At 60.9% G+C, this 24,302-nt stretch carries 22 protein-coding genes and 5 pseudogenes; 13 read left to right on the forward strand and 14 right to left on the reverse strand.

Annotated elements, in window-relative coordinates:
• A pseudogene (locus DLM46_RS37285) lies at positions 1–115 on the forward strand (IS30 family transposase); the annotation flags it as partial.
• A gap of 385 nt (positions 116–500) precedes the next feature.
• On the opposite strand, the pseudogene DLM46_RS37290 reads toward DLM46_RS37285, so the two are convergent.
• Together DLM46_RS37290 and DLM46_RS37295 are read right to left on the reverse strand one after the other, a co-directional pair.
• Positions 501–1,025: pseudogene (locus tag DLM46_RS37290) on the reverse strand (LysR substrate-binding domain-containing protein); the annotation flags it as partial.
• Positions 1,026–1,465: 440 nt separating this feature from the next.
• On the reverse strand, positions 1,466–1,783 hold the full coding sequence (locus DLM46_RS37295) for a DUF4148 domain-containing protein (RefSeq protein ID WP_115109743.1): 318 nt from the start codon (positions 1,781–1,783) through the stop codon (positions 1,466–1,468).
• Positions 1,784–2,045: 262 nt separating this feature from the next.
• Here DLM46_RS37295 and DLM46_RS39240 point away from each other — a divergent pair, with 262 nt between their 5' ends.
• The 5 genes and pseudogenes from DLM46_RS39240 to DLM46_RS37315 all read left to right on the forward strand — a co-directional run bounded on the left by DLM46_RS39240 (position 2,046) and on the right by DLM46_RS37315 (position 5,445).
• Complete coding sequence (locus DLM46_RS39240; RefSeq protein ID WP_133300448.1) at positions 2,046–2,474, forward strand: hypothetical protein; 429 nt, start codon at positions 2,046–2,048, stop codon at positions 2,472–2,474.
• Positions 2,475–2,564: 90 nt separating this feature from the next.
• The gene (locus tag DLM46_RS37300) at positions 2,565–2,882 is read left to right on the forward strand and encodes a hypothetical protein (RefSeq protein ID WP_115109785.1); all 318 of its coding nucleotides are present in this window, start codon (positions 2,565–2,567) and stop codon (positions 2,880–2,882) included.
• Between the two features lie 80 nt (positions 2,883–2,962).
• On the forward strand, positions 2,963–3,655 hold the full coding sequence (locus tag DLM46_RS37305; RefSeq protein ID WP_115109787.1) for a YceI family protein: 693 nt from the start codon (positions 2,963–2,965) through the stop codon (positions 3,653–3,655).
• Positions 3,656–4,695, forward strand: a pseudogene (locus DLM46_RS37310) (patatin-like phospholipase family protein). It abuts the gene before it with no gap.
• 432 nt (positions 4,696–5,127) lie between these two features.
• Positions 5,128–5,445 (forward strand): DUF4148 domain-containing protein, encoded by a 318-nt coding sequence (locus DLM46_RS37315; protein ID WP_115109746.1) that lies wholly within the window; start codon positions 5,128–5,130, stop codon positions 5,443–5,445.
• A gap of 201 nt (positions 5,446–5,646) precedes the next feature.
• Here DLM46_RS37315 and DLM46_RS37320 read toward each other — a convergent pair whose 3' ends face one another.
• Positions 5,647–6,156: a DUF1269 domain-containing protein gene (locus DLM46_RS37320; protein ID WP_115109748.1), complete on the reverse strand. Its 510-nt coding sequence runs from the start codon at positions 6,154–6,156 to the stop codon at positions 5,647–5,649.
• A 484-nt stretch (positions 6,157–6,640) separates the two neighbouring features.
• Between DLM46_RS37320 and DLM46_RS37330 the strand changes: the two genes are divergently transcribed.
• Together DLM46_RS37330 and DLM46_RS37335 are read left to right on the forward strand one after the other, a co-directional pair.
• Positions 6,641–6,982 (forward strand): DUF4148 domain-containing protein, encoded by a 342-nt coding sequence (locus tag DLM46_RS37330; protein ID WP_244306528.1) that lies wholly within the window; start codon positions 6,641–6,643, stop codon positions 6,980–6,982.
• 67 nt (positions 6,983–7,049) lie between these two features.
• Positions 7,050–7,430 carry a DUF4148 domain-containing protein gene (locus DLM46_RS37335; RefSeq protein ID WP_115109789.1) on the forward strand — a complete coding sequence of 127 codons (381 nt, stop codon included), beginning with the start codon at positions 7,050–7,052 and terminating at the stop codon, positions 7,428–7,430.
• A 169-nt stretch (positions 7,431–7,599) separates the two neighbouring features.
• Here the strand turns inward: DLM46_RS37335 and DLM46_RS37340 are convergent, their stop codons facing one another.
• The gene (locus DLM46_RS37340; RefSeq protein WP_115109791.1) at positions 7,600–7,965 is read right to left on the reverse strand and encodes a winged helix-turn-helix domain-containing protein; all 366 of its coding nucleotides are present in this window, start codon (positions 7,963–7,965) and stop codon (positions 7,600–7,602) included.
• On the opposite strand from DLM46_RS37340, the pseudogene DLM46_RS40815 reads away from it, so the two are divergent.
• The 3 genes and pseudogenes from DLM46_RS40815 to DLM46_RS37355 all read left to right on the forward strand — a co-directional run.
• A pseudogene (locus DLM46_RS40815) lies at positions 7,898–8,173 on the forward strand (hypothetical protein); the annotation flags it as partial. The gene DLM46_RS37340 and the pseudogene DLM46_RS40815 overlap by 68 nt on opposite strands.
• Before the next feature lie 529 nt (positions 8,174–8,702).
• Positions 8,703–9,095 carry a GNAT family N-acetyltransferase gene (locus tag DLM46_RS37350; protein WP_165848157.1) on the forward strand — a complete coding sequence of 131 codons (393 nt, stop codon included), beginning with the start codon at positions 8,703–8,705 and terminating at the stop codon, positions 9,093–9,095.
• Positions 9,096–9,106: 11 nt separating this feature from the next.
• Positions 9,107–10,084 (forward strand): TauD/TfdA family dioxygenase, encoded by a 978-nt coding sequence (locus DLM46_RS37355; RefSeq protein ID WP_115109755.1) that lies wholly within the window; start codon positions 9,107–9,109, stop codon positions 10,082–10,084.
• A 155-nt stretch (positions 10,085–10,239) separates the two neighbouring features.
• On the opposite strand, the gene DLM46_RS37360 is transcribed toward DLM46_RS37355, so the two are convergent.
• From DLM46_RS37360 to betC, 3 genes are all read right to left on the reverse strand, one after another.
• A complete protein-coding gene (locus DLM46_RS37360) occupies positions 10,240–11,388 on the reverse strand; it encodes a porin (protein WP_115109757.1) in 1,149 nt (382 codons plus the stop codon).
• A 262-nt stretch (positions 11,389–11,650) separates the two neighbouring features.
• Entirely contained in the window at positions 11,651–12,601 is a 951-nt protein-coding gene (locus tag DLM46_RS37365; protein ID WP_115109759.1) for a choline ABC transporter substrate-binding protein, read from the reverse strand.
• Between the two features lie 101 nt (positions 12,602–12,702).
• Complete coding sequence (betC, locus tag DLM46_RS37370; RefSeq protein WP_115109762.1) at positions 12,703–14,253, reverse strand: choline-sulfatase; 1,551 nt, start codon at positions 14,251–14,253, stop codon at positions 12,703–12,705.
• A gap of 140 nt (positions 14,254–14,393) precedes the next feature.
• Between betC and DLM46_RS37375 the strand changes: the two genes are divergently transcribed.
• Together DLM46_RS37375 and purU are read left to right on the forward strand one after the other, a co-directional pair.
• On the forward strand, positions 14,394–15,308 hold the full coding sequence (locus DLM46_RS37375) for a choline sulfate utilization transcriptional regulator (RefSeq protein ID WP_115109764.1): 915 nt from the start codon (positions 14,394–14,396) through the stop codon (positions 15,306–15,308).
• A gap of 125 nt (positions 15,309–15,433) precedes the next feature.
• The gene (gene purU / locus DLM46_RS37380; protein ID WP_115109767.1) at positions 15,434–16,309 is read left to right on the forward strand and encodes a formyltetrahydrofolate deformylase; all 876 of its coding nucleotides are present in this window, start codon (positions 15,434–15,436) and stop codon (positions 16,307–16,309) included.
• Positions 16,310–16,441: 132 nt separating this feature from the next.
• On the opposite strand, the gene DLM46_RS37385 is transcribed toward purU, so the two are convergent.
• The 7 genes and pseudogenes from DLM46_RS37385 to DLM46_RS37415 form a co-directional block, all read right to left on the reverse strand.
• Positions 16,442–17,299, reverse strand: a complete 858-nt coding sequence (locus DLM46_RS37385) for a glycine betaine ABC transporter substrate-binding protein (RefSeq protein WP_115109770.1) — start codon at positions 17,297–17,299, stop codon at positions 16,442–16,444.
• A 144-nt stretch (positions 17,300–17,443) separates the two neighbouring features.
• Complete coding sequence (locus tag DLM46_RS37390) at positions 17,444–18,673, reverse strand: FAD-binding oxidoreductase (protein ID WP_115109772.1); 1,230 nt, start codon at positions 18,671–18,673, stop codon at positions 17,444–17,446.
• A gap of 33 nt (positions 18,674–18,706) precedes the next feature.
• Positions 18,707–20,020: an aromatic ring-hydroxylating oxygenase subunit alpha gene (locus tag DLM46_RS37395; RefSeq protein ID WP_115109774.1), complete on the reverse strand. Its 1,314-nt coding sequence runs from the start codon at positions 20,018–20,020 to the stop codon at positions 18,707–18,709.
• A gap of 73 nt (positions 20,021–20,093) precedes the next feature.
• Positions 20,094–20,897: an adenine nucleotide alpha hydrolase family protein gene (locus DLM46_RS37400; RefSeq protein WP_115109777.1), complete on the reverse strand. Its 804-nt coding sequence runs from the start codon at positions 20,895–20,897 to the stop codon at positions 20,094–20,096.
• Positions 20,894–22,063: an electron transfer flavoprotein subunit alpha/FixB family protein gene (locus DLM46_RS37405; protein ID WP_115109779.1), complete on the reverse strand. Its 1,170-nt coding sequence runs from the start codon at positions 22,061–22,063 to the stop codon at positions 20,894–20,896. The genes DLM46_RS37400 and DLM46_RS37405 overlap by 4 nt, the downstream gene beginning before the upstream one ends.
• Before the next feature lie 4 nt (positions 22,064–22,067).
• The gene (locus DLM46_RS37410) at positions 22,068–23,981 is read right to left on the reverse strand and encodes a (Fe-S)-binding protein (RefSeq protein ID WP_115109782.1); all 1,914 of its coding nucleotides are present in this window, start codon (positions 23,979–23,981) and stop codon (positions 22,068–22,070) included.
• 2 nt (positions 23,982–23,983) lie between these two features.
• A pseudogene (locus tag DLM46_RS37415) lies at positions 23,984–24,302 on the reverse strand (N-methylproline demethylase); the annotation flags it as partial.

A 24,302-nucleotide genomic window follows, 5' to 3' on the forward strand; every position in this document is an offset into this window, starting at 1 on the left:
TTCACAGGCTAAACTCAATGCCGTAGCGAGACGATTGAACGAGCGTCCGAGAAAAACCCTGAACTACGAAACGCCAGCCGAACGATTCCAGCAAACTATTGCATCCACCGGTTGAATCCGCCGCCGATAAGCGGCCGGTCGCCGTCTCTGTGCGGACGTCCCTTACGGGTCCAAGTACGCATCCGATTGCAGAGAAAGCTGACATTCGCAGCTGCCGCGATGCGAATGTCGGCAAAGCATCCTGTAGCTGTCTCACCGATGCTGACAACCGACTGTCGGGTATGGCCGAACTGCTGTCCTCTGAAATCGTATTAGCCATGCCCTGCACATTGTAAAATCGCGCTTAGGGCGCCCTGCTCCACAACGCCTTGCGGAGCTTTGCCGTGACCCTTCCCGACCGACTGGGCGGGACGATCACTGCAAACAGCGTCGAAGTGCATAGATGCTTCGACGCATTCGTTAAAAAAGCTCCTTGTCGAAGCGCCGGCCTTCGACGCCATTCAGGCTGAGTCCCTGTTGGCCCATTCCCGCACGGCCTGCGAAAACAGCCGACGCGCCGTGGGCGGATGCCGATTGGCCGGATAGTAAAGACACAGGCCGGGCATGGATGGGCACCACTCCGAAAGCAAACGGACCAGCCGTCCCGAAGCCAGATGATCGCGGACGTGATATTCCGGCACCCAGGCAATTCCGATCCCGGTCAACGCGGCATCGACCATCAGGTTCGTGTTGCCAAGCGTCATCGGTCCAGCAACGTCAATATGAGCGCTACTGCCGCGGTGTTCGAGTTCCCAGCGGTACAGCGTGCCGCTGGCAAACCGGAACCTGATGCAGCGATGCTGGGCCAAGTCCTGCGGTGTGGTGGGCGCGTCGTGGCGACACAGGTACTCGGGGGACGCTACCGCAGCGAACCGCAAGTCTGGCCCAAACCTCACGGCGATCATGTCGCGTGGCACGTCATCAAGGACCCGGATACCGGCATCGAAACCGTCTGCGACGATATCGACGAGCCGCGTATCCACAACAGGTATTTCAGCATGCCGGCATTTCGGCGGCAGACCTGCCGCAACTCGAAGCGCAGCTAAAGGGCCGCCATGGCCCGGTTCCCGTCCGTGTGCTGTCCAAGGGGTCCCAGATGCCTCGGGCCTGACAACACTTCGCGATATTGCGCGGCACGCTGGCGAACCTCGTTGCGAATGTCGATGCATGAGCGTCGCCCCATCGTATTGTCGTTGATTGCGAGCCACGCGCCCGCCTCTGCCCGGCCCTTCACCAGAGCCGGGATTCACGAATAGACCAATGTTAGACACGCTTACTTGGCGAGCAACACCAGACCTGTACCTTTTTTGCCTACGCTCCTCGTCAAGCCGAAAGCGTTGTTCGTCACTATCGACGGGCGCCCCTCAAACCGCCCCGGCCCGGTGTCGAGAAACCGTGTGCGACCGGTACGCGCTATCCGTCGCATTCATGGCGTGGGCTTCGTCTGCGCTATCGGGTTTCCGCCGGTCAACGCGTCCTGCTCCGCTTGATGTTTGGCGGCCAGTCTTTGTTCCGCCGCCTGAATGTCATCTGGGTAGTAGAGATCATTGGGAACAGGGCGATATCCGACCGACTCCAACTCCTTGAGCTCATGCCGCACCTCTGCACGGGTGGTCTGATGCGTGCCGGGCTCCACCGATGTTTGCGCGTACACACCGGCTGACGTTGCCATCAGCATCGCACTCACGATGAGCGAACCACGCGCGGATTGACCTGCAAGCCGATTAAGCGAATTCGATTTCATGTTGCTACTCCTTGGTTTTCGAGCGCGTGATGTCCGCAGTCCACTTGACCCCAGCGCACGGCGCTCTGCACGGGTAAACCACTGAACCGGCATCGTTATTCCCCACTCTCTTTCGCAGGACAAAAAAGTATCTTCGATCGCAACAAGAACGTCGCGCTACTTTGGTGAGACGCTGACCAGCGGGCGGAGCGTCGCCGATGCGGCGTGCCTCTTCTTCGTTGAGCGTCCCAAAATTTCTGAAAGGAAATCCTAATAACTTCGCATGCCTGAAAAAATGACTATCAGCGTCACCTTGCGACGCACAACACCGCCGATGGCTTCCGGACCTGCGCTGCGCGGTATCGCTCCATCCGGCCTGAAGATGTGGCCAGTTGACCCGGTCAACGGAACCACGACTTGCCTACTCACACCGCAACTGATCTCTTGTTTAGGTGTTTCGGTCGCGAAGATTTCCATTTTTTTTACAGGCTGCGGGAATATCCCGCGACGAAACAGCGTCTACTCATTGCATATCGCAATACGGTTTCTTGACGAGCTGATCGCGGCACGGCCGAAGGGCCCGAACAACGTCACCGAACCCTCCTGCGCAAACGTCAAACCGATCTTCACGGAGCAGGTTGCGCATGATGAAGCCGCCAACGAATCGACGTTGGGAATGAGGAAACCGGATCGGCCGCCTTGTTGTATTTAGCGTCTTTATGAAGAACAAGGTCGATAGCCGGTCTCGCGCTTTCGGCGCCTTAAGGAGTTTGATATGAAAAACGTTTTCAACGGTGCGCGCATGCGGCGAGCACGGACGGCATTGAGAGGGCTCCTGCTAGCGGTAGCGTGTATCGCCGCGGGCAGCGTCGCGGCGCAAGGTCTCAGCCCATATGACGATATCAACGCGCCTGAAAACAGCACCCGGCTGATGCCGCAGGCTGCACGCGGGAGCGAGTATCCCACCCACGGTGATCGGCAGGCGGGAGAGCTGAATCTGAATCCGACGGATCCGCGGGCGCAACTCGCCAATGGTTTGCCGAACAATGCGCAGTCTGGTGGATACGGATCGCCACTAGCCGGCGTGCGGACCGATATCGTGCCGCCGCCGAAGAATTGAGGGTCAAGACGAGCCGGGTTCCCGTGTTGGTCGCGTTGCCTACGCTCCTGTTACGCTGGTCGGGCACTGGGATGAAAGCGATGAAGAAGCATTCCGTTCATGCGATTGTCGCGCGTGCGTTGTGGATTTCGGTGCTCGCGATGGTCGCTTCATGCACGCCACTTCAGGTGGTCACGCATACCGTCAGCCAGTCTGAAACGCGAGTACCGCCAGGTCAGTACGAACTTGATCCGCACCACTGGAGCATCACGTTCGATGTCGATCACCTCAAGTATTCGCGCTTCACGATGCGCCTCGATCGCGCGACTGCAAATCTCAATTGGGACGAAGGCGGGCTCGACAGGAGTTCAGTCGCGGCGACCATCGATGCCGCCAGCGTGGATACCAACGTGCCGCTCCTCGACAAGCTCGTCAAAGGCGCTGATATGTTCGACGTGGCGCGCTATCCGCAGATCCGGTTCGTCAGCACGCGTTTCGAACGTACAGGAGACGCCCGCGGCACGTTGACCGGCGATCTGACGATCCGCGGCATCACTCAACCGGTCACGCTTGACGCGATGTTCAACGGCTTCGCACCCGATCCACTGACGAAAAAGGACACGCTCGGCTTCTCGGCGGAAGGCCATTTCAGCCGCGCGAGGTTTGGACTATCGACGTGGTTCCCGGCCGTAGGCGACGAAGTCAACGTGCGGATTCAGGCGGAATTCGTCCGGCAACCCGCAGCGCCCGAGCACGCTTCGGGCGTACCCGACATGTCGTTTAAGAGAGCATAAATGGTCCAGTCCGGGAAGCGGCCGATCGCGCAGAAGACGATCGCACTCGCACTGCAAGGCGGCGGGATGCACGGAGCGTTCACCTGGGGCGTGCTCGACCGCCTGCTGGAGGACGGCCGCCTTTCAATTGAAGGCGTCAGCGCCACCAGTGCAGGTGCGATGAATGCCGCCGTCCTGGCCCACGGCCTACTAACGGGTGATTCCGAAGATGCGCGCCAGGCGCTGCACGACTTCTGGCGCGCCGTTGCCCAATCGGCGGAAAGCTACGATCCCTTCGGCAAGATGCCGTGGTTGAAAGGCACCCACACGCTCGGACTGGACCACTCGCCTTTGTACCTACTGGCGGACATCGTTCTTCGTATCCTGTCACCGTACCAGTTCAATCCCCACAACATGAATCCGCTGCGCACGATACTCGACCAACATGTCGATTTCGCCGCGCTGCGCAGACATTGCCCGATACATCTATATCTATGCGCAACCAACGTTGAGACCGGCAAAATACGAATCTTTTCTGGCCAGGAACTGTGTATCGAGGCCGTGCTTGCTTCGGCCTGTCTCCCAACGCTATTCCAGGCGGTAGAAATCAACGGCGAACATTACTGGGACGGAGGCTATGTCGGTAACCCGGCAATTTTCCCTCTGATCTATAACTGCGGCACACACGATGTAGTGATTGTCCACATCAACCCGATCGTGCGCCCCGGCGTACCAACCACGCCGGCCGATATCCTCAATCGCATGAACGAAGTGAGCTTCAATTCGTCACTGATGCGAGAGATGCGCGCAATCGCTTTCGTCACCGAGTTGATCCAGCAAAAAAAATTGAGCCTGGCGGAATGAAGAAAGTGTTGATCCACTCGATTCGGTCCGACCAGACAATGGCCGCGCTCGGTGTGTCGAGCAAGTACAACGCCGACTGGAACTTTCTCTGCTCTTTGCGTGATAAGGGACGGGCCGAAGCCGGGGCATGGCTCGAAGAGAACTACCACCACATCGGCCAACGATCGAGCGTCGACGTCCGTAGGGAATTCCTTTAGGGGCTCCGGCGGTCGCCTGAATACAGCGAGATCGCCGCTATTTGACCGTGAAGGTGTATTCGGCCTCCGTACGATGCCCGTCGGCGGCGACCGTCGTCCTGGTCGTTCGCGCGTGGCTCCGTCCGGCTTGACGACGAAGCCGGATGCCAGCGCTTACCGGGGCATCCGCACGTTTATTCCCATCTCGCTCGAAATTGTTTTAGGCGTTGCAAGGATGCCCACGTTCTTTTTTCACAAACCCGGGAATATCCGTCGACCACACGTGGTTAACTCAATGTAACTTGCACAACCCTTACCATAAACTAAGGAGTCTGAAACGAATAAATTCTTACTGTTAGCTCGAGCCAACGCCGAGTCTCCGTCATTTATCCGAGTCTCGGCTCGCCCTGTCAATCCTGCGGACAAGCATCTTGAAACACTTGGAGTATCGCCATGAAATCAGTCTCACAAATTCGGTTATTCGACCAGTCATTGCGCAACCTGGCGGTCGCAGGCGCGATTCTGATGTCGACTTCAGTTGGCGTATTTGCGCAAACGCCTGACCCGGCGACACATCGAGTCACGCGCGCAGAGGTCATGAATGAACTCTATGAACTGGAGGCGGCCGGGTACAACCCGTCCCAGGGCGATGACGGTTCGTATCCCGCAGATATTCAGGCTGCGCAAGAAAAGGTTAACGCCAAACATCAAGCGGAGCGAAACGCGATGATGAACGCTGGCCAGAATGGGCAGGCGAAGCAGGTGCCTTGAGGTGCAGGCGGAAGCTAGTATTCCGTGTACATCGCTACTCGCGTAATTGCACATCGGTGCGGTGCTAACCCGCCTTATCGTCGTAATGTAGGGCGCGCGCAGCGGAGAGACGAACTTACAGAAACAGGCACGTGTGTGAGGCGCCCTACGCGATGTCCTCGACAATCGCCGTTGTGCGCCGCCAGATGGCATTACGCGGCGTCACGGAAACGCCGGAATCGTCGGGTCCGCCCCCTGGATTTCGGCCTCGGCGTGACGCTGCTTGATCACCTCCTCGATTTCTTCGACGCGATCTTTCGCGACGTCGACCATCATCAGAAGTTCGCCTTTTTCTATCGCCTGTTCAAAGCGCTTGAGCCGCGTATTCGGTACATCGACGCCAATCATCGTCGCCGTCCATGCACCAAAGCCGGCGCCACAGAGCGTAATCGCCACGACCGCGCCGCCCGCAATCGTCAGGCCGGCCGGCGGGAACGCCAGTGCGACCAGTGAGGCCAGCGTCCCCGTGAGGCCGCCCATCGCCGCCCCTCTCGCGAGGGCGGGTAACAGATCGCTGCGCTGCGCCAGGGTTGCTTCCGGCAAGTCCTCGAGTGGCACATCGTGATTGGCGATCACGTGGATATGTCGCCACTCGACCCGCAATAACAGAAGTTCGTTGATGACCATCTGTGCGCTATGCACATTCGGCAATAGAAAATAGATGCGTCTCATGCCCTTCTCCCGAACGGTGGTTCACCCGCCCCGAAGCATCGGGACGTTGTCTTGTCCGTACCGAAACTCGAGTGAAGTTATTCCCGAAGAACTGGCGTGTTGGCAAATGCATCATGTTTTTTTCTGCAACCTTGATAGCTTTGGGAATAAGCAGCGCCCGCTCCCGGTTTACCGTAGTGTGAGCACGCTGATGACGACTGCAGCGTTTTGGGTTCCTCACGTAGAAGCGAGCAAAGAAAAGGAGATCGCAGTGTCCAACGTTCTGAACCACTGGATTCCGATCGGTTGCGATGCATACGACGAGAATGTGTTTATGCCGTGGATCAAGGAACCCTCACAGCGGCGAACGGTGGCTTTGCGTCGAGCCTGATGTCGACAGGCAAAGCCTCTACGACGCACGTGATCCGATGGAACCCGGTTGAGTCTGCCGAGCGCTTCATGCTGCTTAGCCAGCAACTTCCTGTCATTTAAATTGGAGTCCAAAGTGAATAAACAAACCATGCTTCTTACCCTGATTCTCGTCGCCGGAGCGGGCATTGCGATCAATGCACAGGCTCAAGAAAAGACCCGGGCGCAGGTGCGGCAGGAGTTGATTGAAGCCGAACGCAACGGTCTGAATTTCGTGAGTGATACGTCGTACCCCGACGTTGCGCCGACCTTCGAACAGCAGGTCGCCACGCTCAAGCAGCAAAACAGCGACAGTGGGATGGGTGTTGCAACGACAGGCACAAGCGATGCCGGCCACATCAAGCGGGAAACGCGTCCGTCAGATCCGTCAGCCTGCGTCGGACCTCTCAGCTTCTGCACTATTTATTCCGGCTCTTGAGCCACACGTCAACACGCTTCACCAGTTCCCCGGCAAACCGGGTCCCTTGTTGGAAGGAGTCAAGATCATGAAAAAGCTCGCCATGCTGGCGTTGACGCTCAGTGCGGTCGTCAGTTCCACAGTGACTTTTGCGCAGTCCGCGTCCGCCCCGCTCACCCGAGCGCAGGTCCGCGCCGATCTCATCAGGCTCGAACAGGCTGGATACAATCCGTCGATTGTCAACGACGTGACCTATCCTGCCGATATCCAGGCTGCGGAGGCGAAAGTAGCCGCCCAGGACGCTGAACAGCAAGCCGCCATGCCTCAGCAGCAAAAGGGCGACAGTGGCATGGGCGCCGAAATAAAAGGCACGAGCGATGCCGGCCACAAAAAACAAGATACGCGGCTCTCAAATCCATCGACCTGCGTCGGACCTGTCAGCTACTGCGATCTCTATTTCGGCTCGTGAACCGCACGCCACCGTGCTTCGCTAGAAGTGGTTTGATACACGCCCTGTGCCAACTTCTCGTGTGCCGTGTTAGCTTGCCTGGCATGGCACGACGAGATACAGGTTTGATCGACCTAACGCCTTTTCAATATTCTCGGCATCCAGATACAACAATATTTCCCGGGATGCTTTAAAAGGGATAGGTCATGAAGTTCGCCGTTGGATGCATCCATTCATTATTGAACTCATCGTCGACTTGTCCATTTTGATGTGCGCTGCAATCCACTGGTTCACTACGTGGCTCAGCAACGACCGAATCATTAACTATGAATTCGCCAAGTCGATACCCATGCGTATATGCGGAACCGAGTATTCCGCCGCTCTTTCGCGTGAATTGCAACTTCCTGCGCAAACGATAGATGTGCGTGTCCAAGGTCCTTGACACCCCATCCTCCAGGCAGCCCCATGCTGCCATCGGCATCATATGTCGCGGCACGACACACCTCACGCTTCTGATCAGACGGCGCAGTGCGATCGAGCCAGCGATCGGCCACATAAAGGCGGACGGGAAGCTCGACCGGAACTGGCTAAAGGCGGCGCACGCCGTGCTGTGGGGCCCAGGCCACGACCTGCGGATGCTCCTCAGGAAGCTGCAGTTTTTACACGCCTGTTCTGATTACTCTGCCCACCCCTGTCGCTCAGAGAGCGTTCGCCGCCTGACGTCGGCGACGGCCACGACGCTTTATTCAGGAACGACTGGATAGCACCTGATATTGATTAATGTTCGATTTTCCAATTCCGGAACTGTCGCCAAATATTAAATCATACCGTCCGCCCGCGGAACGCCTATGCTGCATTCGCCATACCCCACTGAAATGTTAAATATTAGAATAGACTCTTTATGCGATTTAGATTATTATAAATAAATAATACCATTCATCCGAGCAACGCCTATACTGCTCTCGCCAGACCCCGGCGAAAATGTTAAATATCCAAATGCATTATTTTATGTGATTTATATTTTATGAAAAAATCGCCACGATTGCCTAATCGTGACGGGGCAATATTGCCATAACTTCAAGTATTGATACCCGGTGTACTCCTTTTTCTCATTGTCATGGAGCGAAGCAGCCCACGGAGGGTACGATGACAATGCATCCATGCGGTCCGCCTTTCGTTGAATATGGTGGCGTTGACAGTCTGTCCGTTCGTCCCGCCAACATCAGCGATTGGCCGCACATTTGGCCCATCTGGAGAGAAGTCGTCGCAACGGGCGAGACACACCCCTATCCCATGGAGGCCACCGAGCACGAAGCCATCGCACTATGGCTGAAGCCGCAAGGTTCGGTCGTTTTCGTCGCCGAGAAGGCTGGCGAGGTCGTCGCAGCCATGATGACCAAGCCGATGCGCTATGGAAACGGCGACCACATCGCCAGCTTCGACCTGATGGTGCACCGGGAGCGCCGACGCCGCGGCATCGGGCGAGCTGTATCGCCTTATGTCATCGAGGCCGCCCGTCAAGCGGGCTACGCCGGCATGGAAGCCTTTGCGGTCGTGGAGACTAACGTCGCCGCTGTGCGCTTGTGGCATAGCCTCGGATTCCGAACGATAGCGACGGTCCCGGCCGCCTTTCGCCACCCCACCCATGGTCTCGTCGCTGTCTACCACATGTACAGATCTCTTTGAAGGAGGGCCCCATGAGCTCCTCTGCAACAGGATTCGACGGTACGCCTTACAGGGAGACACTGATCGCTCTCAAAAGGGAGCTGCCGGACGTACCGCGACACGACCTTCCGTCGTTCTTCTCCTGCGCTGCCTCGCTATCGGTTGAGCTACCAGAACAGTTGCGACAACATGTGAGTCGATTTCAGTCGCACGGTAACGATGACGGCTTCCTGTCCATCACGGGCTGGCCTCTCGATGAGGACACCCTGCCCGCAACACCGGATTGCACACCCGCCCCCGTCGATCGCCCCTTGCTGGACATGGAAGCGTGGATCGCACTGATCAGCGCCGCCCTCGGAAAGGCGACCGGCTACAGAGAAAATCGAGCAGGCAGTGTTCTCCAGGATGTCTATCCGATTCGCGACGCTCACGTCCTGACCGCAAACAATTACCAGACGGAACTTCGTTATCACACTGAGATGGCGTACCACGTCGAGCAACCTGACTACCTCGTCATAGGCTGCTCTCGCGCGGATCATGCGCACGTGGCAAGGACACTGATCGCGTCTGTACGGAAGGTCGCGCGCCAACTTGACGAAGACCACCGGCGCCTGCTCCGCAGCGTGCCGCTACCGTGGCACGTGGACCTGGCTTTCCGGGGTGGAACCGACCCCGACCCTGTCACTCACCTGTTATTGCTTACCGAAGACGACGACGTCCTTCGTTATGACCGCGCGCTGATCCGGCCCAGCGAGGCCGGCCAGGCAAGAGAGGCGCTCCTTGCGTTCTCCGCTGCAGTTGACCATCTGGCGTCATCGATTCGCCTTCGCCCAGGCGACATCATTATCGTCGACAACTACCGTACGGCGCATGCCCGCACCCCCTTTGCACCTCAATTCGACGGCACAGACCGCTGGCTGAACCGCATTTTTGTTCGCAGCCAGAATGACTCCCAGCATCCGCATGCCGAGATCGTTCCCTTTCAGCTTCGCGAAGCTGACCCAGGGTAAGGTCCCCGATGGCGATCATCCTTCACGACTTCGCTTGCGCCGCCCACGTCCTTGCGAGTTCGCCCAATGCCTTGCCGCACATCGCTCGTCAATTCGCGGGGCGCGTTCCGCCGTCGTTCCACGCGGATGCCGCCCCGCTCACGTCACTCGATCTGTTAGAACGAATGCTTCATCCCGATCCGCACGTCGGACTGCGTATTCGACGTCGATGGCGTGAAGCTGTAGCCGATCACCGCATTCACACCATCCGAGGCACGCAGGTAGTCGCCGGAGATATAGACGTCGGTGCGTTTCGACAGCAGGTAATGCAGCCCGAGCGAGCCCTGGTTCCAGTGGTTACCTTCAAAGCGCGTGTGTTGATAACCGCCGTACAGAACCAGCGCGGGCGTGAAGTTGTACGACGCGCCCGCTTCATAGACCTGCATGTGCGAGGTCTGCCCGAAGCCCTTGATCGTCGTGTAGGTAAAGTCGCCGGAGACCATCAGGTTGCCCATCGTATAGGCCGCACCGATCGCGAACGCACCTTGTTTATCGACCGGAAACGACGACGAGCTATACAGATCGGTGACCGCGCCGGTCGCCGGATTCACGGAAACGGTCGGCTGGCCGAGGAAGGTGCGCGTGCCGATCATCGCGTACGGATCGAACGCATAGATGCCGAACGGATTGTTCAGTTGCGTATACGCCGCGCCGATATTGAACGTGCTGTGCTCGTAATACGCGCCCACGCTCCACGCGCTCTTCTGATGGAAGTCGCCGGCGGTGTTGCCGAACGAGTACATGCCGCCGAACTTGAAGCCCGAAAAATCGTTCGACACGAATTTGACGGAATTCGGCAGCCGATCGCCGTTCATGCGGTCGAAGTCGCCCTGGTGAATCGCATAGCCGCTGGCCCAGGAGGAAATGTTGTACAGATAGACGAACTCGGACGTCATGTCGAGTTGATTGCCGAACGAGAACGTGCCCCAGTTGTTCTTCAGGCCCACGTACGCCTGCCGCCCAAACTCCGCACCGCCGAAGCCGAGTTGCCCGTTGCTTAAATGGAAACCCGATTCGAGCACGAACACGGCCTGCCAGCCGCCGCCGAGGTCTTCGACGCCCTTGAAACCGATCCGGTTGCCGTACGAAACGCCGTCGTCGAATTTGTACTGATGGGCGCCGCCGGCATTGTTCACATAGGTGATACCCGCATCCAGGATACCGTATAGCGTGACGCTGCTCTGCGCGTGGACAACCGTGGGCGCGCATGCGGCACTTGCCGCGAGTGCGAGTCCAGAAAGGCTGACGGCATTTCTCTTCTTCATCTAATTATCCCCTGCTCTATGCCTGCGTATTTCGTTGGATAAAGCGATCCCTGCTGCGTGCAATGACTTCTTGCACGCGGCGCTTCTCGCATGACGGGCAGATCGATACTGATTGAGACCGGATGACGCTGGAGGCGATGCGTGCAATGCGTCCGGCATGTCTGCATCGCCGGATCAAGAATAAGAGGCCAGATTGATGGGGATTCGACCGGATGCGACATGAATCTGTCGAGTAGCGACCTTGCAATTAGAAATGCGGTTGTTATTTCACGCCGAGTGCGGTCTGCACGGCTTGCAGGCCGTTAGCCCCACTCGCGGTGTTGACGCCGTCGAGCCACGACTTCAACAATTCCGGGTGGCGCTTGAGTGCGGCGGCGGCCGCCGCGTCGACGGCGGTTTTCTTTTCCAGCACCTCGGTGATCACGCCGTTTTCCAGATCGACGTTGAATGTCAGTTGCCGGAACAGCCGGCCGACGTTCGGGCATTGTTCCGCGTAACCCGTGCGCGCAACCGTATTGACCGTGGCGCCGCCGTAGTTCGGGCCGAAGTACTTGTCGCCGCCGTCGAGATAGGTCAGCTTGAACTTCGTGTTCATCAGATGCGGCTCCCACGCGAGGAACACGATCCATTTCTTCTCGCGAACCGCGCGTTCGACCTGCGTGAGCATGCCCGTCTCGCTCGACTCGACAAGCTTCCAGCCGCCAAGCCCGTAGGCCTTCTCATCGACCATCTTCTTGATGTTCTGATTGGCCGGCGCACCCGGCTCGATGCCGTAGATCTTGCTGTCGAACTTGTCGGCGTTCTTCGCGAGGTCGGCGAACGAATGCACGCCGGCCGCGGCCACGTAGTCGGGAACCGCGAGCGTGAACTTCGCGTTGCTCAGATTCGGATGCACGACTTCGATCGACTTCTCGTCCTCGAACGGTTTGACCACCGGCGCCTGCGCGGGCATCCAGTTGCCGAGAAATACGTCGATCTGTCCTTTCTTCAAGCCCTGATACGTAATCGGCACCGACAGATTCGCAACATTCTGCTTGTATCCAAGTGCCTTCAGAAGAACGCCGGTCATCGCATTGGTCGCATCGATGTCGGTCCAACCGGGACCGGCCATATTGACTTGAGTGCACGACTGCGGCTCGGCCGCCGCTGCGAACGAGGCCACCGCGCAAAGCAACACGACGCCGGATACCGCCTGTTTGAAGAGCTTTTTCATTTCGGCTTCCTGAGGGTGAGATGAGGATGAAGTGAATCGTTGACGTACGCTCAATTACGGTCGCACAAACGGTCGCACAAACGGACGCAAGAACGGTCGCATTAACGGACGACCGCCGGGAATCGCGCCATCGCTTCAAGCGTATCGAGGTCGATGTGATTGCGCATATAGCGCTGGCTCGCATCGAGATGCGGCTGCCAATCCCACGACGCAACCGCGCCCTGCGTCGTGGCATCGAAATGAAAACGGCGGCGGCGCTGACTTCTCAGCACCTCGTCGTGCAGCGCGGCGAGGTTCCAGCGCTGTGCGATCTCGTCGCGAAACGCCTCGACCTGCGATGCGTACTCCGCCCGCGCGGCGAGGTTCTCCCGTTCCAGCGGATCGACGGCGAGGTCGTACAGCTGGTCCGGATCGGCGGGCGTATGAATGAACTTGAAGCGGCCGCGCCGCACCATCACGATCGGCGCAATCGCGCCTTCTGCCAGGTATTCGCCGATGGCTTCGTCATGGCCACCCTGTGCGCCGAGCAGATGCGGCACGAGGCTTTGACCGTCCACCGAGTCGGGCCACGCTCTGGACCCTGCGCCGGACCGTTCGCCGCGCGCCAGCTCCACAAGCGTCGGCAGCAGATCGAGATGCGACACCGATTCACCGACGCGATGCGCGTCGAACTTCCTCGGCGCATGCACGATCAGCGGCACGCGGCAGCCGCCTTCGAAGAACGTCATCTTGTACCAGAGGCCGCGCTCGCCGAGCATCTCGCCGTGATCTGACGTCACCACGATGACGGTGTCCTGAGCGAGCCCGGACTGCTCGAGCGCGTCGAGGATCGCGCCGAACTGGTCGTCGACGTAGGAGATCGCGCCGTAGTAAGCGCGGCGCGCATTGCGGATCTGCTGGTCGGTCGGGGGCGTGCGGTCTGTTTCGCACACATGGCGCAGGCGCTTCGAATGCGGATCGGCTTCGTCGAGCGAATCGCGATACGCGGGCATGTCGATGTCCTCGTCGCGGTACATGTCCCAGTATTTTTTAGGAATTGCGTACGGGTCGTGCGGATGCGTGAGCGAGGCGACCATGCAGAACGGCCGTGCATCCTTGCCTGCATGACGCTCGCGAGCCATATCGAAGAGCTTCTGACGCGCGGTAAATGTGACTTCGTCGTCGAAGTCGAGCTGGTTCGTGCGTACACAGGGACCGGCGTCGATCACCGAGCTCATGTTGTGGTACCACGACGGACGCACTTCGAAGTTGTCCCAGTCGGGCGTCCAGCCGAAATCGGCGGGATAGATGTCGGTGGTCAGGCGCTCCTCGAAACCGTGCAGCTGGTCGGCGCCGCAGAAATGCATCTTGCCGGACAGGATCGTTCGATAACCTTCCATGCGCAGATAATGCGCGAACGTCAGCGTTTGCGACGGAAATTCCGCGGCATTGTCATAAGCGCCGATTGCGGACGGCAGCTTGCCCGACAGAAACGAAAAACGCGACGGCGCACACAACGGGCTCGCACAATAAGCAGATCCAAATACGACACCCTGCCTGGCGAGGCGATCGAGATTGGGCGTCTTCGTCAAACGATGCCCGTACGCGGCGAGCGCGAACGGCGTCATCTGGTCGGCCATCAGAATAAGGATATTCGGTTTCGTATCAAGCATTGGAGCGCGCCTCGAATAGAATCGCAAATGTCGGTGCAAGCGGCGGGACGGCCAGACTGGTGCCGGTATGAACACCACTATTGCCGTCCAATTCAACGCTGTGAAGACAGCAAATCGTTATGTGTCTATAAGGGGGCGTTATGCCGAGGCAGGATCGCTTGCCGCCGATGCAGGCGTTGACGATGTTCGAATCGGCAGCGCGTCTGGCCAGCTTCACGGCAGCCGCGCGCGAGCTGGGCTCGACCCAGCCGGCGGTCAGCCAACGTATCGTGCAGCTCGAGGAAACGCTTGGCGCGCCGCTGTTCGAACGCGGCCATCGCGGCGTCACGCTGACGGAAGACGGCGCGCGCCTGTTCGAAGCGGTCCGTCACGCGCTCGACACCATTCGCCTCGCCACGGCCGACATCCGCGCGCGGCGCACGCGGCAAACGTTGACGCTCTCGACCGACTTCGGCTTCGCGACCTACTGGCTGATGCCACGCCTGTCGCAATTCAAGGCACTGATGCCGGACGTCGACGTGAAGATCATTACGTCGCAGAACGTGTTCGATCCGTCGCACAACCAGGCGGACATTGCGATCGCCTTCGGCGATGAGGATGCGGACTGGACCGCCCGCGGCGCAGTCAAACTGTTCCCGGAGCGCGTCACGCCGGTGTGCAGTCCGGCCTTTCTCGCCGCGCATCCGCAGTTGCGTACGCCGGCCGATCTGACGACATTGCCGCTGCTGCATCTCGAACCCACCCAGCCGGCACGCTGGCTGTCATGGGCCGACTGGTTCGCCGCGCAAGGCCTCGACGCACCGGCCGCGCATCGCGGCATCACATTCAACAGCTTTACGCTGGTGGCGCATGCGGCGATCATGGGCCAGGGCGTCGCGCTCGGGTGGGCGCCTTTGGTCGACGAGCTCCTCGCCACCGGGCAGCTCGTCGAGCCGGTCGACACGCCGGTCGTCACCGAACGCGGCTATCTGCTCGTCACGCAGCGCGCGGCCACGCCTGTGATCCACGCGTTCCGCCAGTGGCTGCTCGGCGAATGCGGGCTCGACGCCGAATAGCCGCTGACGCTCCCATTCCAGCGCGACGGCGGTTAGCTTCTATCCGCGTGAACCGCTGATTTGCTCTACTTCGATGATGCATGCCGCGTCCCGCGGCGCAACCCCATCGCCTAAGTGGAGACCGCATGTCCGCCGATTCCCGTCCCGATCAACTGGTTCTCACCGTCGCGTGTCCGAGCGCGGCGGGCCAGGTCGCCGCCGTCGTCGGCTTTCTCGACCGGCATCATTGCTATATCGACGAACTGACCGTGTTCGACGACGACCTCAGCGAGCGCTTCTTCGTGCGTTGCGTGTTTCATGGCGTCGAGCGCGACGAGACGCTGCACGCCGGCGCGTTACGGCGCGAATTCGCACCGATCGCCGAGCGTTTTCGGATGACGTGGGCGATGCACGACGTCGGCACACGGCCGAAGGTGCTGATCATGGTGTCCAAGCTGGAGCACTGCCTCGCCGATCTGCTGTTCCGCTGGCGCATGGGCGAGCTGAAGATGGATATCGTCGGCATCGGCTCGAATCACCGGGACCTCGAAGCGCTCGCGCAACAGCACGGTTTGCCGTTCCATCATCTGCCGATCAGCGCCGACACCAAGCCGCAACAGGAGGCCCGCCTGCTCGATCTGTTCGAGACCTCGGGCGCCGAATTGATGATCCTCGCACGCTACATGCAGATTCTGTCCGGCGAGACGAGCCGCGCGCTCGCGGCGCGCGCGATCAATATCCACCATTCGTTTTTGCCCGGATTCAAGGGCGCGAAACCTTATCATCAGGCGCACACGCGCGGCGTGAAGCTGATCGGCGCAACCGCGCATTTCGTTACCGACGATCTCGACGAAGGCCCGATCATCGAGCAGGTCGTGGAACGCGTCGATCACTCCTACAGCCCGGAGCGGTTGCTCGCGACGGGACGCGACGTGGAGTGCATCACGCTTGCGCGGGCGGTGAAGGCGTTCATCGAGCGGCGGGTGTTCATCAACGGCGACCGGACGGTGGTGCTGCAATAAGAACGCGGATGGCCCGCGGCGCGGGCTACGTGATGAACATTCGATAAAAAAAGAGGCGCGAGCAAAATCGCGCCTCCTTGCTGCCCTCTTCCTGCGTCGTCAGGGCTGCCGTCGCAGCGGCAGCCAATCAGATCACTTCACCCAGCTATCCACACGATCCGCATGCGCACCGATCCACGCATCGGCCGCAGCCGTCGGTTTCTCGCCGTTTTGCGTGGCCAGCATCACGCTGTCGATTTCGCCCGGTTTCCACTGAAACTTCTTGAGGAACGCCACGACCGGCGGCGCCTTCTTCTCGAGTTCCGGGTTCACGACGCTATCCACATGCTCCGCTTCGCCAAACACTTTCTTCGGATCCTCGAGGAATTTGAGCTTGTACTTCGCAAACATCCAGTGCGGCTTCCACCCGGTCACGATGATCGGCTTGCTCGCCGCTTCCGAGCGTGCCAGTTCCGCGGTCATCGCGCTGCCCGAACTCGGCATCAGCTGATAGTTGAGGTTGTAGGCCTTGATCGCCTCGCTGGTCTTCTGCATCACGCCCGCGCCGGCATCGATACCGACGATGCGCGAGCCGAATTCCGCCTTCTTCGCTTCCAGATCGCCGACGGTGGTCACGTCCGCGTTCTCGGGTACGATCAGGCCGATCTTCGCGTCGTTGAAGTTCGGGCCGAGGTCGACCACCTTGTCCTTGAAGTTGTTCCAGTACGCGCCATGAGTCACCGGCAGCCATGCGGACAATGTCGCGTCGAGGTCGCCGCGCGCCACGCCCTGCCACATCACACCGGCTGCGACCGGCACGAGCTGCACCTGATAGCCGAGCCGCTTCTCGATCACGCGCGCGGCCACATTCGAGGTCGCGACACTGTCATCCCAGCCTTCCACATAGCCGATCTTGATCGTCGGCTTCGCGTCGGCCGATACACCCACGCTCGCTGCAGCCAGCGCCGCGCCCAACGCGCTCAATACCAATACTTTGCTGATCAGTCTCATCGCCCTTCTCCCGTTCGCCGTCCAAACTACTCATTGACCTACCCATTGCGCATTTAGAATCGCCAGCCAGAATTGCCGGGTAGCGCTCATTTCCGACATCCAGTTGTCAGGATGCGACTTCTCTTCCCGCGTTTTATTCTTGTCTTACTTATCCACGACGAGATCGCTCAGCGGCTTGCTGCAGCACAGCAGCACCATCCCCTGATCGATCTCGCGCTGACGAATTCCTCCTGCGTGCTTCATCTCCACCTCGCCCGACACCAGCTTCACCTTGCAGGTGCCGCACATACCTTGCGTGCATGACGCCGGGAGCCGCACGCCGGCTTTTTTGGCGGCGTCGAGCACGTGCTGGCCGCTGCCGCATTCGATCTCGCGATGGCTCTTCGCGAAGCTCACCTTGAATTTTATTTCCGTCTCGACGGGAGCCAGCGCGACACCCAGCGCCTGATCACCTGCCTCCGCAATGCTCTCCCCAGTTGGCAACGCGTCCGCGCCGCGAGCGGCCGTCGACTGCTCGGACTGCTCAGACTGCTCCGCAACCTCGCTGAGCGTCTCGAACGAGAAACTTTCCTCGTGATAACGGCGGCGATCGAAGCCGCCCTCTTCCAGCAAGTTGCGCACCGCCTGCATGTAGGGTGCGGGACCGCAGGTGAAAATCTCGCGATCGAGAAAATCCGGTGCAATGAGCTTCAGGAGCGGCAAGCTCAGAAAACCCGTCACACCCGGCCAGTTGGTGCGGGCACCCAGCCGTTCGCAAACGAACGCCGTGCGGAAGTTGGCCTGATTCGACGCGATCAGATCCAGTTCGCGCGCGAAGATGATGTCGTCCGGCGTGCGTGCGCTGTGCACGAACACGATATCGCTGTCCTCGCCGAGCTCGTAATGCGCGCGGCTCATCGACATCAGCGGGGTGATGCCCGAGCCCGCCGAGAGGAACAGGAACTTGCGCGCGGGATGCCGCGCGCAGGTGAATTCGCCGGCTGGCCCGAGCACGCGAACCTGCATACCGGCGTGCAGATTGTCGTGCAGCCAGTTCGACACCTTGCCGCCCGGCACACGCTTGACGGTGATCGAAATGGTGTGCGGGCGAGTCGGCGGCGACGAGATCGTATAGCAGCGATTCACCGCCTCGCCGTCGATCTCGAGTTCCAGCGTGATGAACTGTCCCGGCTCGAACACGAACGCCCGTTCGGATGGCGCGCGGAAGAAAAAGCTCTTGACGTCGTGCGTTTCCTGGCGGACCTGGCAGCACACCAGCGTATCGTCCGTGTCGCTGTCCCAGCGCGCGGGCAGCGTCTCCCAGAATCGTGGTTGGGTGACACGGTTTGCTGCCGGCTCCGGGCTGAGCTGAAACGTCGCCTGATCGCGCATCATTGTTTTCTCCCGCTCCTGGTTGCGGCGTCGCGCTCAGCGCATGAAGGACACGACTTTCTCGCCGTGTGCAGCCGGCGCAGTACCGCCGGCATCTTCTGTTTGGGGTTCATTGCTGTAATCCGCCATGCGGCCGATGTACCACTCGCAGAACTTTTCGACGAGCCCTTCGGTGAACGGCGAATACGGACCCGGCTCATAGGCGCTGCTCGTCGCGCCGCGTTGCGAGTACTCGACGAGCGCGCGATCCTGGTCGTTCGTCGCGCGCCACACCGCCGTGAGATTGTTCACGTCGTAATCGATGCCTTCGCGCGCGTCCTTGTGCACGAGCCATTTGGTGCGCACCAAGGTTTTGCCTGCGGAGAGCGGAATCACCGAGAAGCTCACGATGTGGTCGCTCATGAAGTGATGCCACGAATTCGGCTGCGTCCAGAACGACAAGCCGCCGAGGTCGGCCTGCTCGAATCCGCCGAGCAGTTTCTTCGACGCGACGCGCGCGTCCAGCGTTTGCGATTCGCCGTCCCGATCGAGCGGCAAGCGTTGCGTACGGAAACCGGTGACGAGATCGGCAAGCCGTTCGATTTCCGCCGACGGCAGTTTCAGCGCCTCCCATTGCGCGGTGCGGCGCGCGACGGTCGCTTCGAACGCGGCCATGCCTTCTTCGTTCTCCGGCGTACGTTGATAGCCGAAGCCGTATTCATAGAGGGAAATCGTCAGTTCAGGATGGTTCGCGACGCAGTGATAGCACTCGCGGTTGTTCTCCATCGTGAGCTTCCAGTTGCCTTCCTCGATGATGTCGATCGACGCCGCGACCTTGCAGCTGGGCAGATCGTGAGGCAGCAGATACGGCTCCATCGCGGCGCGCATCACGGCGAAATCCGCCGGCGGCGTGTCCGCCAGACAGATAAAAATGAGACCCGCCAGATTCTCCAGGTGGACCGCCTTCAGGCTATGCTTGCAGCGGTCGAACTGGTCGCCCATGTGCTCGGCGAACATCAGGTCGCCGTTCAGGTTGTAGGTCCAGCTGTGATACGGGCAGACGATATTGCCGAGTGAGCCTTTGTCCGTATTGCACAGCCGCGATCCGCGGTGGCGGCAGACGTTGTGGAACGCCCTCACCTGCATGTCGTCGTCCCGCACGATCAGGATCGAATCGGTGCCGATCTCCACGGTGATGTAGTCGCCGGGTTCCGGTACATCCGCTTCGACGGCGACCTGAATCCAGTGTCGCCGGAAGATCGCGTCCATGTCGAGCGCGAAAATCTCCTCGCTCGTATAGAACGGTGCTTCCAGCGTGTAGCTCTTTTTGCGGCGTTCGATCATTGCGCGAACGTCTGCCGAAACTTTCATTGTGTGCTCCGTTGCATGTCACGTCTGGCGCTGCGCCAGGCCCTCCTGGTCGCATGCTGGCCCGAACCGGAAATCAGTAATCCACGAGTTGATGCTCGCGCAAATACGCGAGAATCACTTGTGCTTTTTCGACGGAACTCCCTTCAATTACGACGCTGCCGCCGCGGCTTTCGGTCGTTGTCGCCGACAGCATGCGGGCATGCCCGGAACGCTTTTCGGCGGCGGCGAGGCGCACCGGTTTGGCGCTCGCAGCGCGGGTCGTCCAGGCGAGGTGTTCGGCGTGGCCCGCATCCGGGCTTCCGGCGTCCGAGCCGTTGGCCTGCATCGCGACCGGGCGGATCGTGCCTTCGCGCAGCCGTGCGTACGCGTAGCTGGGCGCGGCATTGGCGAGCGGATGCACGGCGATCAGCGCCGGCAGCTTGACTTCGACGCGCCGGCGCAAGCCCTTCGGCATGAATTGCCGAACTTCCGCACAGCCGTCGCGGATCGTCAGATCGACTGCCGAGCCCACCAGCGCAATCTCCAGCGCATCCGCGACGCGATACGGCAGCATGCCGCTGTCGAACGCGCCTTCCGTGCGGGTGCCGGTCAGCACGAGGTCGTAGCCGTGCAGACGCGCGGCCAGCGGCGCTGCTGGATCGCCATGCCACTCAGGCGCCGAGGATACGTCGAGCACCTCGACACAGCGCGCCCCCAGCGCCAGATAGTCCTTCAAGGCGGGATTGGCCGGATCGCCCGCATGCAGCACGTCGAGCGTGGCGCCATGCGTCCTGGCGAGCGAGAGCGCGATGGTGAGCGCAGCGGCATCGTTGCGGCTATAGCGCGCGGTGCCGCTGACCGGATGGCGGCCCACGGAAACCAGTACGGCGATTTTCATGCGAGGGCTCCTTCGGCCGCGGCCGCGGAATTCAGCAGCGCCGCGCCGGTGCCGCGCGCGCTGCGCGCAGCGGCTGCGGCTTCGGTCAGCGCCGCGATGGTTTCCTGCGCGTCGGCAATCACGGTCAGATTGGCGCGCTTGGCAATCGGCGCACTCGCGTCGAGGTTCACGGCGATCACATGCCGGCAATCCTTGATGCCTTGCAAATGCTGGACCGCGCCGGAGATGCCGAACGCGATATAGACACTCGCTTCGACAGTCTTGCCGGTCGCGCCGATCTGCTTGTCGCGGGTGAACTTGCCGTCGTCCACGGCGACGCGGCTCGCGCCGATCGCGGCGCCCAAGGTGCCCGCCAGACGCTCGAACGCGGCGACGTCGCTCACGCCGTTACCCGCCGATACGATGAAATCCGCTTCTTCGAGAGCGAGCTGGGCGGCGTCGATTTCCTCGATGCCGAGGTCGCGAACGGCGCCTTTGGGCGAGGCAGCCGCACCGTCGAAACGCCATATGACCCGCTCACCCGCGCCGACAAACGGCAATTTCGGATCGACGGCATTGGGTGCTAGCAGCACGACCTCGGGTAGCGCGCGCACGGCAAACGCTGTATTGGCCTGGATATAAGCCGCGACGTGCGCCGCGTCGATCTCGACGACATGCGTCGCGACGCTCGCGTTCGCGGTCGTGGCGTAACGGCGGCCAAGGTCGCCGTCGCCGGTTGCGTTGTCGGGCATGAAGAGGTGCGCAGGCGCATAGGCGGCCACGCAAGCGGCCAACGCGTCGAGTTCGTCCAGAGGCGCGAAGGTGCGGCGGTCGAACATCGGCAACTCGATCACCTTGTCGGCGCCGAGCGCGCCGGCATCGCCATTGAACTCGCCGAACACGAGCAGCACGACTTCGGTGGGTGCATCGGCGATCAGCGCGGCGGCGGCCAGAGCCTGGCGCGCGTGGTCGTCCAGCGCGCCACGGTCCGCGTGCGCGGCAACCAGCAGCGAACGGTGCGGCACGGCCGTCGTGCGGAACGGCTTGGCCTGCTCGCGATGCGAAGCGCCTGACACGGCGAATTCCGTCGAACCCGCTACGCCGATCGCGCCGAGCGTGATCCGTTTGAGGCCCTCTGCCGTGATCGTGAACGGCCGGCGCGGATCGATTCTTTTGAGATTGTTCATCGCGTTACTCCAGCGCCGCAGCAACCAGTTCGGCTACGTCGAGCACTTCCGGACGCGGGCCGACCACACCTTCGAGCATCGCCGTGCAGTTCGGGCAGCCCACCGCGACGATCTCTGCGCCGACCGCGCGCGCATCGTCGATGCGAATGTCCGGAATGCGCTTCTTGCCGGGGATGTCGGTCAACGGCGCACCGCCGCCGCCGCCACAGCAACGCCCGCGCATGCCGTTGCGCTCCATTTCCACCACCTTGATGCCGATGGATTTCAGCAGGCGGCGCGGCGCTTCCGTCTCACCGTTATAGCGGCCCAGATAGCACGGGTCGTGATAGGTGATCTTGCGGTCCGCGAACGCGGCCACCGCGCGTGGCGCCAGTTTGCCGCTCGCGACCAGCTCTTCGATCAATGCGGTGTGATGCTGCACGTCGTAGAAACCGCCGAGCGCGCGATATTCGTTGCGCAGGCTGTGCAGCACGTGCGGATCGGCGGTGACGATCTTGGCGAACGAGTATTGCGAGAGCGTGCCGATCAGTCTTTGCGCAAGCTGCTGGAAAGTCGCTTCGTCGCCCAGACGCCGCGCCGTGTCGCCGGTATCGGACTCGAGCCCGCCGAGCACCGCGTAGTCGATGCCCGCGCGGTTCAGCACCTTCACCAGCGCGCGCAGCGTACGCTGATAACGCATGTCGAACGCACCTTCGCCGGCGATCAGCAGCACGTCCACCGGCCGCCCCGGCTGTGCCACCTGAACTTGCAGATCGACGGCCCAGTCATAACGCGCGCCGATGTCGTAGCCGTTCGCGCTGCCGGTCTCACGCAGATTCGCGAGCGTGATCGGTCCCTTGCCCGGCACGCTGCCTTCGACGAGCGTCTGATTGCGCCGCATATCGACGATCGCATCGACATGTTCGATCAGCATCGGGCATTCCTGCACGCAGGCGCGGCAAGTCGTGCACGACCACAGCGTATCCGCTTCGATCAAGCGCGAGATCAACGGCAAGCCTGGCGCACCGCTGTGCTGGCCGACCGGAATGCCGGGCGTCGGGCTGCCGGCATAAGCGGCATCGCTGCCACCCACCATCCCGGTGACGAGATCCTGAATCAGCTTCTTCGGATTGAGCGGCTGGCCGGCGGCAAACGCGGGACACGCCGCCTCGCACTTGCCGCACTGCACGCAGGCGTCGAAGCTCAGCAACTGGTTCCAGCGGAACTCCACCGGCTTGCCGACGCCGTATTCCTTCGCGTCGAGCAACGGCGCCTTCAGCGCGGTCGGCGGCACGACGTCGTTGTCGTTGCGCTCGGCGAAACGCTCCTGACGTGGGTGAAAGGCGAGATGCAGGAGCCCGGCGAGCGCGTGCTTCATCGGACCGCCACGGGCCGCGCCGAACGTCATCGTGAAAGCACCCGCCGCAATCAGCAACGCGACGATGATCGCGAGCGCACCCGACATCGCCGCCGCGGGCAACGCGATGAACAGCGCCAGGCCCAGCGCGAACGAACCCAGCAACAGCGGCAGATGATCCCAAGGACCGCGCGAGAGCCGCGCCGGCACCGCCTTCGCGCCATGCCGGCGGCGCCAGACGAACACCGCGCCGACCAGCATCACGAGCGCTGCCAGAAAGATCAGCTTGTCGAGCCACGGCGAGTAGATCGCGAGGCCATAGTTGACGAACACCAGCGCCATCGCGAGAATCGCGCCGCCCGCGGTCGCGACGTGCGTCTTCGCGATGTACGGATCACGCGCAACCACATGATGCAGATCGACGAAATAGCGCTTGGGGATCGCCAGCAGGTTGGTCCAGCCATAGGCACCCGCCGCCGTGGCGCGGCCTTCGCGCCAGTAAGCCGCGCGTTTGGCGAGCGCGAACGCCAGACCGGCCACCGACACCCACAGCAGGACGGTGATGACAAACACGGGGCTCATCGTCAGAAATCCTTGCAAAGGCGCAGCGCGTCGTAAATCGCGCCGTGAATGTTGTGCATCGAAATGCAATCACCGACGCGGAACAGCAGGAAGCGGCCGTTGCCGAGTTCTTCGCTCAAGCAAGGCTGCGGCTCGGAGGCGAAGAGCTTGTGCACGTCGACCTGGCCGCGATTCACGGATTCGGGTTTGAGCGCCCAGTAGAGCTGGTCGTTCGGCGTGCTGCCGTTCTCGATCACCACCTGATCGACCGCGCGTTCTTCCTGCTCCTCCGTGTACTCGTTGCGAATCACGGCGATCTTCTTGCCGTCTTCCTCATACACC

Source organism: Paraburkholderia lacunae, from assembly GCF_003353175.1.
Lineage (GTDB): Bacteria > Pseudomonadota > Gammaproteobacteria > Burkholderiales > Burkholderiaceae > Paraburkholderia > Paraburkholderia lacunae.